The organism is Herbiconiux sp. VKM Ac-1786 (assembly GCF_015350805.1).
In the GTDB taxonomy this organism is placed as follows: domain Bacteria; phylum Actinomycetota; class Actinomycetes; order Actinomycetales; family Microbacteriaceae; genus Herbiconiux.
Genome location: NZ_JADKSG010000002.1, coordinates 1 through 16,404 on the forward strand (window position 1 = coordinate 1; position 16,404 = coordinate 16,404).

The 16,404-nt window shown below is 71.8% G+C and carries 16 protein-coding genes; 15 read left to right on the plus strand and 1 reads right to left on the minus strand.

The window, feature by feature from the left end:
- Window positions 1-143 precede the first annotated feature (143 nt).
- From ITJ64_RS11000 to der, 15 genes are all read left to right on the plus strand, one after another.
- Complete coding sequence (locus ITJ64_RS11000; protein ID WP_194680860.1) at window positions 144-302, plus strand: hypothetical protein; 159 nt, start codon at window positions 144-146, stop codon at window positions 300-302.
- Entirely contained in the window at window positions 295-1,098 is an 804-nt protein-coding gene (locus ITJ64_RS11005; protein ID WP_194680861.1) for a TlyA family RNA methyltransferase, read from the plus strand. Before ITJ64_RS11000 ends, ITJ64_RS11005 begins: the two co-directional genes overlap by 8 nt.
- Before the next feature lie 3 nt (window positions 1,099-1,101).
- The gene (locus tag ITJ64_RS11010) at window positions 1,102-2,031 is read left to right on the plus strand and encodes an NAD kinase (RefSeq protein ID WP_370545156.1); all 930 of its coding nucleotides are present in this window, start codon (window positions 1,102-1,104) and stop codon (window positions 2,029-2,031) included.
- Window positions 2,024-3,739, plus strand: coding sequence for a DNA repair protein RecN (gene recN / locus ITJ64_RS11015; RefSeq protein WP_194680862.1), 1,716 nt, complete (start codon window positions 2,024-2,026; stop codon window positions 3,737-3,739). Before ITJ64_RS11010 ends, recN begins: the two co-directional genes overlap by 8 nt.
- A gap of 84 nt (window positions 3,740-3,823) precedes the next feature.
- Window positions 3,824-5,209: a hypothetical protein gene (locus tag ITJ64_RS11020; protein WP_194680863.1), complete on the plus strand. Its 1,386-nt coding sequence runs from the start codon at window positions 3,824-3,826 to the stop codon at window positions 5,207-5,209.
- Window positions 5,210-5,275: 66 nt separating this feature from the next.
- Window positions 5,276-6,955, plus strand: a complete 1,680-nt coding sequence (locus tag ITJ64_RS11025; protein WP_194680864.1) for a CTP synthase — start codon at window positions 5,276-5,278, stop codon at window positions 6,953-6,955.
- Window positions 6,948-7,592, plus strand: a complete 645-nt coding sequence (locus tag ITJ64_RS11030; protein WP_194680865.1) for an NUDIX hydrolase — start codon at window positions 6,948-6,950, stop codon at window positions 7,590-7,592. Before ITJ64_RS11025 ends, ITJ64_RS11030 begins: the two co-directional genes overlap by 8 nt.
- Before the next feature lie 10 nt (window positions 7,593-7,602).
- Window positions 7,603-8,529, plus strand: coding sequence for a site-specific tyrosine recombinase XerD (xerD, locus tag ITJ64_RS11035; protein WP_370545157.1), 927 nt, complete (start codon window positions 7,603-7,605; stop codon window positions 8,527-8,529).
- A gap of 121 nt (window positions 8,530-8,650) precedes the next feature.
- Window positions 8,651-9,484, plus strand: coding sequence for a ParA family protein (locus ITJ64_RS11040; protein ID WP_194682111.1), 834 nt, complete (start codon window positions 8,651-8,653; stop codon window positions 9,482-9,484).
- On the plus strand, window positions 9,468-10,343 hold the full coding sequence (locus tag ITJ64_RS11045) for a ScpA family protein (RefSeq protein WP_194680866.1): 876 nt from the start codon (window positions 9,468-9,470) through the stop codon (window positions 10,341-10,343). Before ITJ64_RS11040 ends, ITJ64_RS11045 begins: the two co-directional genes overlap by 17 nt.
- Window positions 10,333-10,941 (plus strand): SMC-Scp complex subunit ScpB, encoded by a 609-nt coding sequence (gene scpB / locus ITJ64_RS11050; RefSeq protein WP_194680867.1) that lies wholly within the window; start codon window positions 10,333-10,335, stop codon window positions 10,939-10,941. Before ITJ64_RS11045 ends, scpB begins: the two co-directional genes overlap by 11 nt.
- Window positions 10,938-11,807, plus strand: a complete 870-nt coding sequence (locus ITJ64_RS11055) for a pseudouridine synthase (RefSeq protein ID WP_194680868.1) — start codon at window positions 10,938-10,940, stop codon at window positions 11,805-11,807. Before scpB ends, ITJ64_RS11055 begins: the two co-directional genes overlap by 4 nt.
- Window positions 11,804-12,916, plus strand: coding sequence for a prephenate dehydrogenase (locus ITJ64_RS11060; protein ID WP_194680869.1), 1,113 nt, complete (start codon window positions 11,804-11,806; stop codon window positions 12,914-12,916). Before ITJ64_RS11055 ends, ITJ64_RS11060 begins: the two co-directional genes overlap by 4 nt.
- A complete protein-coding gene (cmk, locus tag ITJ64_RS11065; protein ID WP_194680870.1) occupies window positions 12,913-13,638 on the plus strand; it encodes a (d)CMP kinase in 726 nt (241 codons plus the stop codon). Before ITJ64_RS11060 ends, cmk begins: the two co-directional genes overlap by 4 nt.
- Before the next feature lie 51 nt (window positions 13,639-13,689).
- Window positions 13,690-15,231 (plus strand): ribosome biogenesis GTPase Der, encoded by a 1,542-nt coding sequence (der, locus tag ITJ64_RS11070; protein WP_194680871.1) that lies wholly within the window; start codon window positions 13,690-13,692, stop codon window positions 15,229-15,231.
- A gap of 113 nt (window positions 15,232-15,344) precedes the next feature.
- Here the strand turns inward: der and ITJ64_RS11075 are convergent, their stop codons facing one another.
- A complete protein-coding gene (locus ITJ64_RS11075; protein WP_370545158.1) occupies window positions 15,345-16,292 on the minus strand; it encodes an ROK family protein in 948 nt (315 codons plus the stop codon).
- Window positions 16,293-16,404: the final 112 nt, after the last annotated feature.

Consider the following 16,404-nt stretch of genomic DNA (forward strand, 5'->3'; position numbering starts at 1 on the left):
CTAAGACTCTCAGCGCCGATGGTACTGCAAGGGGGACCTTGTGGGAGAGTAGGACACCGCCGGACATACTTTGAGAATGCCCACCCCTCCGGGGGTGGGCATTCTGCATTTAAGCGCCGATCAGAACGGGGTAGCCTGAAGTGATGAGCGACGACGAGCGGAACGACGAGGCGGCCTTGCTGCCGCGCCTCCGGGTGATCGAGGAGCAGTCCCTCGACTCCCGCGCCACCGCGTACGCCCAGCTGCACGACGAACTGAAGGGCCGCCTCGAGGGCGGGGACTCGCTTCCGTCGAATGCCTAGTTCCACCCGTCTCGACGCGACCGTCGCCGCTCTCGGTCTCGCGCGCTCCCGCACCCACGCGGCCCGCCTCATCGCGAACGGGTACGTGCGGGTCGACGGTGCGCCGATCGTGAAGGCCGCGCATCCGGTGCTCGAGGGGCAGAGCGTCACGGTCGACGCCGTCGATCGGTACGTCAGTCGCGGCGCCAACAAGCTGATCGCCGCCCTCGACGCCTTCCCGGTGATCGTGGAGGGGAAGCTGGCACTGGATGCCGGCGCGTCCACGGGTGGCTTCACCCAGGTGCTGCTGGAGCGCGGTGCGCGGCAGGTGCTCGCCGTCGACGTGGGGCACGGCCAGCTCGACCCCATCGTCGCCAAGGACGAGCGGGTGGTCGAGGTCGAGGGGTTCAACCTCAGGTTCGCGACACCCGAGACGCTCGGCGGAGCATCCGGAGTTCATGACGCCGTTCAGCTGGTGGTGGGCGATCTGTCGTTCATCTCGCTCGGGATCGTGCTGCCCGCGCTGCAGAGCGTGGCCACGCCCGACGCCGACTTCGTGCTGCTGGTCAAGCCGCAGTTCGAGGTGGGCCGCACGGGTGTCAAGGAGGGCATCGTGAAGAACGCGGCGCTGCGGGCGGATGCGGTGTCCAACGTGCTCTGGGCGGCGTACGACCTCGGGTTGTCCACAGCCGGGATGATCGCGTCCCCCATTGCCGGGGGTGCCGGGAATCAGGAGTATCTGGTCTGGTTCAATCGGGAGGTCGGGTCCCATCCGACAGAATGGTTGCAGCGGGTGACCGAGATGACAGGAGCGTGACGCGTGACCTCTGAGGTGACGTCCAAGGCACGGTACATGCTCGTCGTGCTGCACACGGGCCGGCGCGATTCCGTGCTCGCCGCGAAGAGCGTCTGCGACCAGTTGCGGGAGGCCGGCGTCACGCCGGTGCTGCCGCCGTTCGACGACGGCGACCACCCCGAGGTGCTCGACGAGCTGGGGGAGGTGGCGACCCTCGGGTCGGGCATCTCGGTCTACGACCTCGAGCTCGTGATGGTGCTCGGGGGCGACGGCACCATCCTGCGCGCCGCCGAGATCGTGCGCGGAGCGACGGTGCCGCTGCTCGGGGTGAACCTCGGGCATGTCGGCTTCCTCGCCGAGAGCGAGCGCAAAGACCTCACCGCCACGGTGCAGCGCGCCCTGGCCCGCGACTACCTGGTCGAGGAGCGCATGACGCTGTCGGTGCGGGTGAAGCTCGGCACCGAGGTGGTCTACGAGAGCTGGGCCCTCAACGAGGCGACGGTCGAGAAGGCGAGCCGGGAGCGGATGCTCGAGGTCGTCATCGAGGTCGACGGCCGACCCCTGTCGAGCTTCGGCTGCGACGGCGTGGTCATGTCGACGCCCACCGGCTCCACCGCCTACTCATTCTCGGCCGGCGGCCCCGTCGTCTGGCCGAGCCTCGACGCCCTCTTGATGGTGCCGTTGAGCCCGCACGCCCTGTTCGCGCGTCCGCTCGTCGTCGGGCCCGACTCCGCGCTGGCGGTCGAGGTGCTCGAGCGCTCCCAGGGCGGCGCCGTGCTGTGGAGCGACGGGCGACGGATGCGCGACCTGCCCAAGGGCGCGCGGGTCGTCGTGCGGCGATCGCCCGTGCCGGTGCGGCTCGCCCGGCTGCAGATGGGGCCGTTCACCGATCGGCTCGTGCGCAAGTTCAATCTGCCCGTGAACGGGTGGAGAGGTCCGATGGATCGTGATTGAGGAACTGTCCATCCGCGACCTCGGGGTGATCGGCGAGGCCGTCCTGCCCCTCGGGCGCGGCTTCACCGCCGTGACCGGTGAGACCGGTGCGGGCAAGACGATGGTCGTGTCCGCGCTCGGGCTGCTGCTCGGGCAGCGGGCCGACACCGGAGCCGTCCGCTCGGGAGCCGCCCAGGCCTGGGTCGAGGGCCGCGTGCTCGTCGACCCCGAGAGCGCCGTGGCCGAGCGGGTGCGCGAGATCGGCGGCGACCTCGACGACGGCGGGCCCGACGGCAGCGAGGTCATCCTGTCGCGCTCGGTCTCGGCCGAGGGGCGCGGGCGCACCGTCGTCGGCGGCCGCTCGGCCCCGCTCAGCGTGCTGAGCGAGATCGGCGACGCCCTGGTGGTGGTGCACGGTCAGAGCGATCAGTTGCGCCTCAAGAGCCAGGCGGCCCAGCGCGGGGCGCTCGACAGCTTCGCCGGCTCCGCCCTCGCCGCGCTGCTGGCCGAGTACCGTTCCCTGCACGGCTCGTGGCAGGCCCACACCGCCGAGATCGAGGCGCTCGTCACCGAGCGCACGGCGCGCATCCGCGAGGCCGACCAGCTGCGCACCGCCATCGACGAGATCACTGCCGTGGCGCCGCAGCCGGGGGAGGACGACGAACTGGCCGACGTCGCCGCGCGGCTGACGAACCTCGAAGACCTCCGCATCGCCTCGGCCGAGGCTCGGGAGAACATCTCGAGCGAGACGGGCGACCAGCCCGACACCGTGGGGCTGATCGACGCCGCGCGCCGGAGCCTCGAGCGCGTCGCGCACCACGACCAGGCCCTCGCGCCGATCGTGGAGGCGCTCGCCTCGGCGAGCTTCCTGGTGTCCGACATCTCGACGCAGCTCGCGAGCTACGCCACCACCCTCGAGACCGACGAGGTGGGCGAGCTCGACCGGGTGCAGGAGCGCCGGGCCGAGCTGACGAACCTGATGCGCAAGTACGGGCCCGAGCTGTCCGACGTGATCGCCTACGCCGAGTCGGCCGAGCCCCGGTTGCTCGAGCTCGACTCCGACTCCGACCGCATCGAGCAGCTGACCGCCCTCGTCGACGACGAGCTGGCCGAGCTGGAGCGTCTGGCCGACGAGCTGAGCGCGCTCCGGCGGGCTGCCGGTGAGGAGCTGTCGGCGAAGGTCACCGCCGAGCTCGGGGCGCTGGCGATGCCGAACGCCCGCTTCGTCGTCGACGTGCAGCCGCGCGAGGAGCTCGGTACGACTGGGCGCGACCTGGTGCAGTTCCTGCTGCGCCCGCACGAGGGAACCGAGCCGCGGCCGCTGAACAAGGGCGCCTCGGGCGGTGAGCTGTCGCGGGTGATGCTCGCTATCGAGGTCGTGCTCGCGACCGCCGATCCCGTTCCGACGTTCGTGTTCGACGAGGTCGACGCGGGGGTGGGCGGAGCTTCGGCGATCGAGATCGGGCGACGGCTGGCCGCACTCGCGCAGACGTCCCAGGTGATCGTCGTGACGCATCTGGCGCAGGTAGCGGCGTTCGCCACCAACCACCTCCGGGTCGAGAAGGACCTGGACGGGCCGGTCACCGCGTCGAACGTGGTGCAGCTCGAGGGCGACGAGCGCCTCGCCGAGATGGCGCGGCTGCTCTCGGGACTGCCCGACTCGGAGTCGGGTCTCGCGCACGCCGCCGAGCTGCTCGAGATCGCCCGCTCGCTCGCCGTCGCCGGCTGACCCGGCCCTGCTGCCCGGCGGCAGGCCTGTGCCACACTGAGAGCCATCGCGGCTCGAGGGGCGCCGCCGAGCATCGGGGGACGCGTGGCCGGCACGGGGGACGGGGAGCTGGAGTCGCTCGTGGCCGAGCTCCGCGCCGAGAACGCGCGGCTCCGCGCCGAGGCGGAGGCATCCGCGGCGGCCTCGACGGCAGCGGAGCCGTCGGAGGGGCGGCCGCCTCGGGGGTGGTGGTCCGGGTGGGGGCGGGCGGGAGCGTCCGCTGCTCTGGTGGTCGTGGGGCTGCTGGTAGCGCCCGTGGCGGTGGTGGCGGACTGGGGGGAGACGCAGCTCGTGGACACGGAGGCGTTCGTGCAGACGTTCGCTCCGCTCGCGCGCGACGAGGCCGTGCAGGCGTTCGTGGTGAGCGAGGTGATGGCCGTCGTGTCCGACGCGGTCGACTTCGAGCAGACGACCGGCGAGGTGTTCGACGCGGTCGGCGACCTCGGGCTGCCGCCGGCGGCGGACAGAGCGCTGCAGGCGCTCCAGGTGCCCGCTGCTCTGGGGCTCGAGAGCCTCGCGACCTCGGTGGTGACCGAGGTCGTGCAGTCGCCGGCGTTCGCGGACGTGTGGGCGCAGGCGCTGCGGGTCAGCCATGGGCAGCTGGTCGCGGCGCTGAGCGGTGACCCGACGGCGGCACTCGCGATCTCGTCGTCGGGCGAGGTGGCCGTGCAGCTGGGGCCCGTCGTGCAGGCGGTGAAAGCCGCGATGGTCGATCGGGGGCTGACGATCGCGGCGGCGATCCCGGAGGTTGACGTGAGTGTCGTCGTGGCGAAGTCCGACTCGTTCGGGCAGCTGGTGCTCGCCTACGGGCTCGCGGTGGGGCTCGGACTGTGGCTGCCGTGGATCTGTCTGGTGCTGCTCGCGGGCGGCGTACTGCTGGCGCGACGGCGTGCGGTGGCGGTGCTGCGCACCGGTGTCGCTCTGGGCGTCGTGATGGTGCTCGTCGGGCTGGCCATCCGGATCGGCTCGCTCGTGACCGTCGCCGCCGTCGCGCCGCGCTACCTGCCGATCGACGCCGCCCGCGTAATCTACGACACCGTCACGGCGCGGGTGGGGGAGACCGTCGTGGCGATCGCCGTGCTCGGCTTCACGATCGCGCTGATCGCGTGGGTGCGAGGGCCGCTGCGGCCGGCTCCCGCGGTGCGGGCCGCCTTCGCTTCGGGCGCGGTTCGGCTGCGTCGCTACGGCGACAGCCGGGCGATCACGACCGGAGCCTTCGGGCGGTGGCTCGGCCGGAACCGGGTGGCCGTCGAGGTGCTGATCGGGGTGGCCGCGGCCGCCGTGATCCTCGCCGTGCGGCCGATCGGCACCGGCCGGATCGTGCTGACGGCGGTCGTCGCACTGGTGCTGCTCGTGCTCGTCGAACTGCTGCAGCGGCCGCCCACGAGCGGCGCACCGACCGGGCCGGCCGACGACTCGGTGGCGGTGTGACGACATCGACCCCTCCAGTGACTGTTAGGATGGAATTCCGTGGACGAAGCTCATGACGCAGGCCGAATGACCGACACGAGAACGACGAAGCACATCTTCGTCACAGGGGGTGTGGTCTCCTCCCTGGGCAAGGGCCTCACCGCCGCCAGCCTCGGCAATCTGCTGACGGCGCGCGGCCTCAAGGTCGTGATGCAGAAGCTCGACCCCTACCTGAACGTCGACCCGGGAACGATGAACCCGTTCCAGCACGGCGAGGTGTTCGTCACCGACGACGGGGCCGAGACCGACCTCGACATCGGGCATTACGAGCGCTTCCTCGACATCAACCTGAACCAGGCGGCGAACGTCACCACCGGTCAGATCTACTCGAGCGTGATCGCCAAGGAGCGCCGCGGCGAGTACCTCGGCGACACCGTGCAGGTCATCCCGCACATCACCGACGAGATCAAGCGCCGCATGCGGCTGCAGGCGCACGACGTCTCGCGCCCCGACGTGATCATCACCGAGATCGGCGGCACGGTCGGCGACATCGAGTCGCAGCCCTTCATCGAGTCGGCCCGCCAGGTGCGGCACGAGCTCGGCCGCAAGAACGTCTTCTTCGTGCACGTCTCGCTGGTGCCCTTCATGAACGCCTCGGGCGAGCAGAAGACCAAGCCGACGCAGCACTCCGTGGCCGCGCTCCGCTCCATCGGCATCCAGCCGGATGCGCTGGTGCTGCGCAGCGACCGCCCCGTCTCCGAGAGCAACAAGCGCAAGATCGCGCTGATGTGCGACGTCGACGAGGCCGCGGTCGTGAACGCGGTCGACGTGCCCTCCATCTACGACATCCCCACGATGCTGCACTCGCAGGGTCTCGACGCCTACATCGTCGACCACCTCGAGCTCGGCGACGCCACCGGCGACGTCGACTGGTCGGGGTGGCAGCCGCTGCTGGACGCGGTGCACGAGCCCAAGCACGAGGTCACCATCGGCCTGGTCGGCAAGTACATCGACCTGCCCGACGCCTACCTCTCGGTCACCGAGGCCCTGCGCGCCGGCGGCTTCGGCCACAAGACCAAGGTGAAGATCAAGTGGATCGCCTCGGACGAGTGCGAGACCCCCGAGGGCGCCGCGCGCGAGCTCGCCGACGTCGACGGCATCTGCATCCCGGGCGGCTTCGGCGTGCGCGGCATCGAGGGCAAGCTCGGAGCGCTGCGCTTCGCCCGCGAGAACAAGATCCCCGCGCTCGGCCTCTGCCTCGGCCTGCAGTGCATGGTCATCGAGTACGCCCGCAACATGGCCGGTCTCGAGGGCGCGTCCTCCAGCGAGTTCGACCCCGACACCGAGTTCCCCGTGATCGCGACGATGGCCGAGCAGGTCGACATCATCGCCGGGGGAGACCTCGGCGGCACGATGCGGCTCGGTCTCTACGAGGCGAAGCTCGCCCCCGGCTCCATCGCCGAGGAGGTGTACGGAGCGCCCACCGCGTCCGAGCGCCACCGCCACCGCTACGAGGTGAACAACAACTACCGCGAGCAGATCGCCGAGGCCGGCATGACGTTCTCGGGTCTGTCGCCCGACGGCCACCTCGTCGAGTACGTCGAGCTGCCGCGCGAGGTGCACCCCTACTACGTGGCCACGCAGGCGCACCCGGAGCTGCGGTCGCGCCCGAGCCGGCCGCATCCGCTGTTCAAGGGGCTCGTGGGCGCCGCCCTCGACCGCCAGGAGGCCAGCCGCCTGTTCGCCGTGCAGGACGCCGATGCCTGAGTCGGGTGCCGAACCGGCCGACGAGCTCGTCGGCATCGAGGCCGACACCAGCGACGTCGTCTTCGAGGGCAAGATCTGGGACGTGCGCCGCGAGACGTTCCGCTACGGCGGCGAGACCCTGACCCGGGAGTTCATCGACCACACCGGCGCCGTCGCGATCATCGCGATGGACGACGAGGAGCGGGTGCTGCTGATCAAGCAGTACCGGCACCCCGTGCGGCGTCGCGAGTGGGAGCCGCCGGCCGGCCTCCTCGACGAGGACGGCGAGTCGCCGCTCGACGCCGCGAAGCGCGAGCTCTCGGAGGAGGTCGACCTCGAGGCCGACGACTGGCACGTGCTGGCCGACTACGTGACGACTCCCGGCGGCAACAACGAGGCCATCCGGGTGTACCTCGCCCGCGGTGTGCGCCCCACGGGGTCGACGTTCGAGCGCGAGGGCGAGGAGGCCGACATGCAGTCGCAGTGGTTCGCCCTCGACGACGTGGTCGACGCCGTGCTCGCGAGCCGGGTGCAGAACCCGTCGCTCGTCGTCGGGGCGCTGGCCGCCCAGGCGTCGCGGGCTCGCGGCTGGTCGACGCTGCGGGCGGCCGACGCGCCGTGGCCCGACCACCCGAAGCACCGCCCCATGGGCGTCTAGGCCGGCCGACGTGGTCGCCGCGGCCGTTCGGACCGCCGTGCCGGTCGCCGTCGACCGGTTCCTCCGGCACATCACCGTCGAGCGCGGGCTGGCCGGCAACACGGTGGCCGCGTACCGGCGCGATCTGGTGCGCTACGCGTCCTGGTTGGATGCGCGAGGCATCGCCGAGGTCGGCGGTGTCGGCGAGAACGACATCGGCGCCTTCACGCAGGCGCTGCGCTCCGCCGAGGGGGAGGAGCTTTCGGCGGCGTCGGTCGCGCGCATCCTGTCGACCGTGCGCGGGTTCCACCGCTACCTCGTCGAGGAGGGGCTCGTCGAGGTCGACGTGGCGCACGACGTGAAGCCGCCCAAGCTCGCGCTGCGGCTGCCCAAGGCGATCACCATCGACGAGATGGAGCGGCTGCTCACCTCGACCGGCGGGGAGGAGCCGATCGCCGTGCGGGACCGCGCGCTGCTCGAGCTGCTCTACGCGACCGGGGCGCGCATCTCCGAGCTCGTCGGCCTCGACGTCGACGACGTGCAGGAGGGCGACATGGTGCGGGTGACCGGCAAGGGCAGCAAGCAGCGCGTGGTGCCCGTGGGCAGCTACGCCCGCACGGCGCTCGACGCGTACCTCGTGCGGGTGCGGCCGGCGTTCGCGACTCGGGGGCGGTCGACCCCGGCGCTCTTCCTGGGCATCCGGGGGCAGCGGCTGAGCCGGCAGGGGGCGTGGCTCGTGATCCAGGCCGCCGCCGAGCGGGCGGGGCTCTCGACGCACGTCTCGCCGCACACCTTCCGGCATTCCTTCGCGACCCACCTGCTGCAGGGCGGGGCTGACGTTCGGGTGGTGCAGGACCTGCTCGGGCACTCCTCGGTGGCGACCACCCAGCTCTACACCCACGTCACCGCGGACACGCTGATCGACATGTACCAGACCGCCCACCCCCGCGCCCGGTAGAATCGAGCGAGTGCGCCGGGATGGCGCGCAGGAATGAGGAGCGACTTCGGTGGCCATCAGAAGCACGAGAACGGCGAAGACGGCACAGACCTCCGAGCTGAGCGGCCTCGATCTGCCGAAGATGGGCCCGACCGGGCGCCCCGGCACCGAGTTCCCCGACCCGGCTCCGCTGGCCTCGCACGGCCCGGCGCGCATCATCTCGCTCTGCAACCAGAAGGGCGGCGTCGGCAAGACCACGACGAGCGTCAACGTGGGGGCGGCGCTCGCCGAGTACGGGCGCAAGGTGCTCGCCATCGACTTCGACCCGCAGGGCGCGCTCTCGGCGGGACTCGGCGTGATGACCCACGACATCCCCACCATCTACGACCTGCTGATCGGCACGGTGAAAGACCCGGCCGAGACGATCCGCTCGACGAGCGTGCCCGGGCTCGACATCATCCCGGCGAACATCGACCTGTCGGCGGCCGAGGTGCACCTCGTGAGCGAGGTCGCGCGCGAGTCGATCCTGGCGCGGGTGCTGCGCAAGGTGAGCAACGACTACGACGTCATCCTGATCGACTGCCAGCCCTCGCTCGGCCTGCTCACCGTGAACGCGCTGACCGCGAGCCACGGCGTGCTCATCCCGCTCGAGTGCGAGTACTTCGCCCTCCGCGGCGTGGCCCTGCTCGTCGAGACCATCGACAAGGTGCGCGACCGGCTGAACCCGGCGCTCGTGCTCGACGGCATCCTCGCCACCATGTACGACCCGCGCACGCTGCACTCCCGCGAGGTGCTCGAGCGCGTCGTCGAGACCTTCGGCGACAAGGTGTTCGAGACGGTCATCGGCCGCACGGTGAAGTTCCCCGACGCGACCGTGGCCGGCAAGCCGATCACGCAGTTCGCGCCCGAGCACACCTCGGCGAAGGCCTACAAGCAGCTGGCCAGAGAACTGGTCGCCCGTGGCGCGGTCGCCTGAGCCGGCGCTCGCCGCGCTCCTCGACCCGTCGCCGGGTGCTGATCCGGATGCGGCCGGCACCGCCGCGCCCGGGTTCTCGCTCAGCCTCGACAACTTCCAAGGCCCCTTCGACCTGCTGCTCTCGCTGATCACCAAGCACGAGCTCGACATCACCGACATCTCGCTCAGCCGGGTGACCGACGAGTTCATCGGGTACCTCAAGGGGCTCGACTCCGCCGAGGAGCTCGACCGCGCATCCGAGTTCCTGGTGGTCGCGGCGACGCTGCTCGACCTCAAGATCGCCGGGCTGCTGCCGCAGGGCGAGCTCGTCGACGCGGAGGACGTGGCACTGCTCGAGGCCCGCGACCTGCTGTTCGCGCGGCTGCTGCAGTACCGCGCCTTCAAGCAGGTCTCGGCGTGGCTGGCCAAGCGGTTCGACGAGGAGGGCACGCGGCGTCCACGGTTGGTGCGGCTCGAGGAGAAGTACCGGCAGCAGACGCCGGAGCTGGTCTGGACGCTGACCGCCGACGACTTCGCGGCGCTCGCCGCCATGGCGCTCGCGCCTCGTGAGCTGCCGACCGTGGGGCTGGAGCATCTGCACGCACCGCTCGTGAGCATCCGGGAGCAGGCGGCGCACGTCGTGGCCGTGCTGCGCTCGGCGGCTGCGGCGGGAACCACCGTGAGCTTCCGGCAGCTGATCGCGGGCATCGACGAGAAGGGGGTCGTCATCGCCCGGTTCCTCGCGGTGCTCGAGCTCTACCGGCACGCGTCGATCTCGTTCGAGCAGCTCGAGCCGCTGGGCGATCTGACGCTGATGTGGACGGCGGAGACCTGGAACGAGGACGACCTCGCGAACCTGGGGGCGGACTATGACAACTGAGGCTGACATGACGCAGGCGACCCCGCCCGCGCCGTCGGTGGACGTGGACCGGGCGCTCGAGGCGATCTTCATGGTGGCCGACGAGCCGCAGAGCCTGGTGTCGCTCGCGACCGCGCTGGGCCGTCCGGTGGCGGTGGTGCGGCAGGGTGTCGAGCGGCTGGTCGAGGACTACGACGGCCGCGCATCCGGAAGCGTGCGCCGCGGCTTCGAGCTGCGGGAGGTCGCCGGGGGCTGGCGACTCTACGTGCGCGGCGAGCACGACCCGCTCGTGCGCGACTTCGTGATGACCCAGAACCCCTCGCGGCTGTCGCAGGCGGCACTCGAGACGCTCGCCGTGATCGCCTACAAGCAGCCGATCAGCCGGGGCGCTGTGGCCTCGATCCGGGCGGTCAACGTCGACTCGGTCGTGCGCACGCTGCTCAGCCGCGGGCTGATCACCGAGGTCTCGACCCAGGCCGAGACCGGAGCGATCCTCTACGGCACCACCGACATGCTGCTGACCCAGCTGGGCCTGAACTCGCTCGACGAGCTGCCCAGGATCTCGCCCTTGCTCGCCGATGGCAGCGAGGGCTTCGACGACCTTCAAGGAGTGCGATGACCCCGTTCGAGATACCGCCGTGGGATGCCGATGCCGAGCCGCAGGGCGTGCGCCTGCAGAAGGTTATGGCGGCGGCGGGCGTGGCGTCGCGCCGCGTCTCCGAGCAGCTGATCGAGGCCGGTCGGGTCGAGGTCAACGGGCAGGTCGTGACCGAGCTCGGTCGCCGCATCGACCCCGAGACCGACCTGGTCTCCGTCGACGGGATGGCCGTGCAGCTCGACCCCGAGAAGCGCTACGTGATGCTCAACAAGCCCACCGGCGTGGTCAGCTCGCTGCAGGACGAGCGCGGGCGCCCCGACCTGCGCCGCTGGACCGACGAGTTCGAGGAGCGCCTGTTCAACGTCGGGCGGCTCGACGCCGAGACGAGCGGGCTGCTCATCCTGACGAACGACGGCGACCTGGCGCACGTGCTCGCGCACCCCTCGTTCGGCGTGCTCAAGACGTACATCGCCAAGGTCGACGGGCGGGTGACGCCGCAGACGCTGGCGACGCTGACCCACGGCATCGACCTCGAGGACGGGCCGATCAAGGCCGACAAGGCGCGACTGCTCGACGTCGAGCGCGAGCACTCGATCGTCGAGGTGACGCTGCACTCCGGGCGCAACCACATCGTGCGACGGATGCTCGACGCCGTCGGTCATCCGGTGGTGGAGCTCGTGCGCCGGTCGTTCGGGCCGCTGAACCTCGGATCGCTGAAGGCGGGAGCGGTGCGGGAGCTGACGAAGGCCGAGGTGGGGAAGCTGCTGACGCTGTCGCGGGAGGCGACGGCGGCCGACGGTGCGGGCGGTGCCGGCGCCGGTGCGTCGGGTTCTACCGACGTCGCGGCCTCGGCCGAGCATCCGGATGCGGACGAGGACGGCGAGTGAGCGGGCCCGAGAGCCGGCTGACGGGGCCCGTTCGGGTCGTCGGGGTCGGCCTCCTCGGCACGAGCATCGCGCTCGGGCTGCGGGCGCGGGGCGTCGAGGTGATCCTGTCGGACGCGTCGCCGACGAACGTGCGGATCGCGATGGACTACGGAGCCGGGCGCTCGGCCGGTGACGCCGACGAGCCGCGGCTGATCGTCGTGTGCGTGCCGCCCGACGTCACCGCCTCGGTGATCGTGCGCGAGCTGTCGGCGTACCCGCGGGCGGTCGTGACCGACGTGGCCAGCGTGAAGGGTCCGGTGCTCGCCGCGGTGCGCGCGGCGGGGGCGGACGTGACGCGGTACGTGGGGTCGCATCCGCTGGCCGGGCGCGAGAAGGGCGGGCCGATGTCGGGCCGCGCCGATCTGTTCCTCGGGCGGCCGTGGGTCGTGGCCGGGCATCCGGACATCTCGTACCAGACCGCCGCGGCCGTCGACGACCTGATCCTCGACCTCGGGGCCACCCTGATCGAGATGACCGCCGAGCAGCACGACTCGAGCGTGGCGCTCGTCTCGCACGCGCCACAGCTGGTGTCGACGCTGATGGCGCGGCGCCTCGTCTCGGCGCCCGAGGCGGCGGTGAACCTCGCCGGGGGCGGGCTGCGGGACGTGACGCGGGTGGCGTCGAGCGATCCTGGGCTGTGGGTGCAGATCCTCGGGGCGAACGCCGGGGCCACCGCGGAGGTTCTTCGCGGGGTGCGGGACGATCTCGACGAGGTGCTGGCGGCGCTCGACACGGCGTCGGCTGACGGTGATGGCGCGGTGGGCGGAACCCCGTGGCGGCGCACGCTTGCCGAGACGCTCGCGGGTGGCAACGCGGGGGTGGCGCGCATCCCGGGCAAGCACGGCCAGGATCGCCGCTACGCCCAGCTCGTCGTCATGGTCGACGACCGGCCGGGAGAGCTCGCCCGCCTGCTCACGGAGCTCGGCGAGGACGGCGTGAACCTCGAAGACCTGAGACTCGAGCACTCACCGGGCGCACAGATCGGTCTCGCCGAGATCGCCGTGCTGCCCGAGACGCTCGACACCGTGACCAGCGCGCTCGCCGCGCGAGGATGGAGGATCGCCGGATGACCGGACCCACTGCAGACACCACCGCGGAGCCCCGCGCCACCGTGCCGGTCGTCGTCGCGATCGACGGCCCCGCCGGCAGCGGCAAGTCGAGCGTCAGCCGCGCGACGGCCCGCGCCCTCGGCTACGCCTACCTCGACACGGGCGCCAGCTACCGGGCCCTGGCCTGGAACCTGCTCGACCGGCAAGTCGATCCCTCGGTGCCGGATGCGGTGGTCGCCTCCCTGGGCGACTTCGACTTCGCGATCGGCACCGACCCCGACGCGTACTTCGTGCGGGTCGGGTCGACCGACGTGACCGAGGCCATCCGGGAGCCGCGGGTGACCGGTGCGGTGAGCGCCGTCGCGCGCATCCCCGAGGTGCGCAGCTGGCTGACGGAACGGTTCCGGAGCCTCATGCGGGACACCGCCTTCGACGGGATCGTCGCGGAGGGGCGGGACATCACGACGGTGGTGGCACCGGATGCGCCGGTGCGCATCCTGCTCACGGCCGACGAAGAGGCTAGAATGGCCAGGCGTTCGAAGGAACTGACCGGGGAATCGGCCGCCGCCGTGGGCGAGGCGCTCCGAACCCGCGATCAGGCCGACTCGCGAGTGGTCGACTTCATGAACGCCGCCGAGGGCGTGACGACCGTCGATTCGACCCACCTCGACTTCGACGAGACCGTGGCCGCGGTCGTGGACGTGGTCCACGACACGACCGCCCGCACGAACTCCACACACTGACTTCCCACACGACCCCGGTGCCCCAGGCGCCGCAGACAGCGAGGATCCCGCATGGCGGACAACCAGGGCCCCATCTCGGGCAACGACTTCGACGCGTCGGAGGAGTTCGACGCGCCTGACGACGATCTCGCCGAGCGGCTCTCGGTCGTCGACGAGGAGCTCGCCGAGCGACGCGCCGAGACGCTGCGCTCGGGCCTCGCCGACTACGAGCTCGACGAGGGCGACCTCGACCTGCTCGAGTTCGCCGAGGAGTTCCCCGACGGCATGGTCGCGATGCCGGCGCTGCCCGTGCTCGCCATCGTGGGCCGGCCGAACGTCGGCAAGTCGGCGCTCGTGAACCGCATCCTGGGCCGCCGCGAGGCCGTCGTCGAGGACAAGCCGGGCGTCACCCGCGACCGCGTCGCGTACAAGGCGGAGTGGGCCGGACGCCGGTTCACCCTCGTCGACACCGGCGGCTGGGAGCCCGACGCGGCCGGCATCAACGCCGCCGTCGCCGCGCAGGCCGAGGTCGCGATCGACCTCGCCGACGTGGTGCTGTTCGTCGTCGACTCGAACGTCGGCGCCACGGCGACCGACGAGCACGTCGTGAAGCTGCTGCGCCGGGCGAACCGCCCGGTGTTCCTCGCCGCCAACAAGGTGGACGACGCGCGCCAGGAGCCGCAGAGCGCGGCGCTGTGGTCGCTCGGCCTCGGCGAGCCGTACCCCGTGTCGGCACTGCACGGCCGCGGCGTCGCCGACCTGCTCGACCTGATCATGGCCAAGATGCCCGAGGTCTCGGCCGTCGCCAAGCAGGAGTACGGCGGGCCGCGACGGGTCGCCATCCTCGGCCGGCCGAACGTGGGCAAGAGCTCGCTGCTGAACAAGACTGCGGGCGAGGAGCGCGTCGTCGTGAACGAGCTCGCGGGCACCACCCGCGACCCGGTCGACGAGCAGATCGAGCTCGGCGGCAAGGTGTGGACGTTCGTCGACACGGCGGGCATCCGGAAGCGCGTGCACCTGCAGCAGGGCGCCGACTTCTACGCGTCGCTGCGCACCTCGGCCGCGCTCGAGAAGGCCGAGGTCGCCGTCGTCGTGCTCGACGTGACCGAGCCCATCTCGACGCAGGACCTGCGCATCATCGACCTCGTGCTCGAGTCGGGCCGCGCGCTCGTGCTCGCGTTCAACAAGTGGGACCTCCTCGACGACGACCGCCGCCGCTACCTCGAGCGCGAGATCGAGCAGGACCTGCACCACGTGACCTGGGCGCCGCGCGTCAACATCTCGGCGCGCACCGGCCGTCACCTCGAGAAGCTGGTGCCCGCGCTCGAGCTGGCGCTGGAGTCGTGGGACACGCGGGTTCCGACCGGCAAGTTCAACGCCTTCCTCGCCGAGCTCACCGCGTCGCACCCGCACCCCGTGCGGGGTGGCAAGCAGCCGCGCATCCTGTTCGGCACGCAGGCGGCGTCGCGTCCGCCGACCTTCGTGCTGTTCACGACCGGGTTCCTCGACCCGGGGTACCGGCGCTACGTGCAGCGCCGGCTGCGGGAGATCTACGGGTTCGAGGGGTCGCCGATCGTCGTGAACATGCGGGTGCGGGAGAAGCGGAAGCGGTAGGTCGCGGCGTTCTTGCCGGCTGCACGCGGTCTCGCCGGCTGGTCGCGTTCGCGTGGGCTGCTTGCGGTCTCGTCGGCTGCTCGCCTGGCGCTCGGCTCGGCTCGGGTCGGTCGTCAGGGGAGCAGTTCGGCGCGGTGCACCAGGCCGCCCGCGCCGATCAGCGGGCCCTCGTCGCTGAGGGCCGACGGGAGCACCGTCACGCCCGGGATCGTGTCGAGCGGTGCCATCGCGGTGATCCGCGCGCGGATCAGGTCGAACAGGTCGGGCGTCACACGCGAGAACCCGCCGCCGATGGCGACCGCCTCGAGGTCGAGCAGCGCGCAGACCGAGGCGATGCCCTCGCCGATCGCGTTCGCCGAGCGTTCGACGGCGGCGCGGGCGAGCGGATGCCCGTTCCGGTAGCTCTCGGCCAGCTCTTCGCCGCTCGACCCCTCCCAGCCCTGGGCGTTGGCCCAGGCCACGATGCGGGGGCCCGCCGCGATGCCCTCGAGCGTGACGGAGTGGTCGCGCCCCTCCGACCCGTGCGTGTGCAGCTGGATCTGGCCCACGTGCCCGGCGTTGCCCGTGCGCCCGCCGACCAGACGGCCCTCCACGAGGAGGCCGCCGCCGATGCCGGTCGAGACGATCATGCCCATGGCGGTGCGGTAGCCCTGCAGGGCACCCGCCCAGTGCTCGGCGAGCAGGATGCAGAGACCGTCGAGGCGGAGCACCGGGTCGGGCAGGCCGGAGGCCTCGGCGACGAGGTCGCGGAGGGGGTAGTCCTGGAAGGTGGCGAGGTTCAGCGGGGAGACGGTCCCGCGGGCGGCGTCGATCGGGCCGGCGCTGCCGATGCCGGCGCCGAGGAGCCGCGCCCCGGTGGGGAGCGCGGCGGTGGCCTCGCGGACGACGAAGCTCACGGCATCCGCTATCTGCTCGCGGCTGCTGCCGGAGCCCGTGGGGGCCCGGAAGCGGGTGCCGGGGACGAGGCGGGCGTCGGCGTCGACGAGGGCGGCTTCGGCCTTGGTGCCGCCGACGTCGACGGCGAGGGCGAGCGGGCGGTCGGCGGGGGCGGTGGTGGTCACCGGTCCATTCCACACCATGGGGCGGGGGCGGACGTGCAGGAGCCCGGCTCGTGGGGGACGAGCCGGGCTCCTGGTGGCGCCGGGTGCGCACCTTTCGGGTCGGCGCGCAATC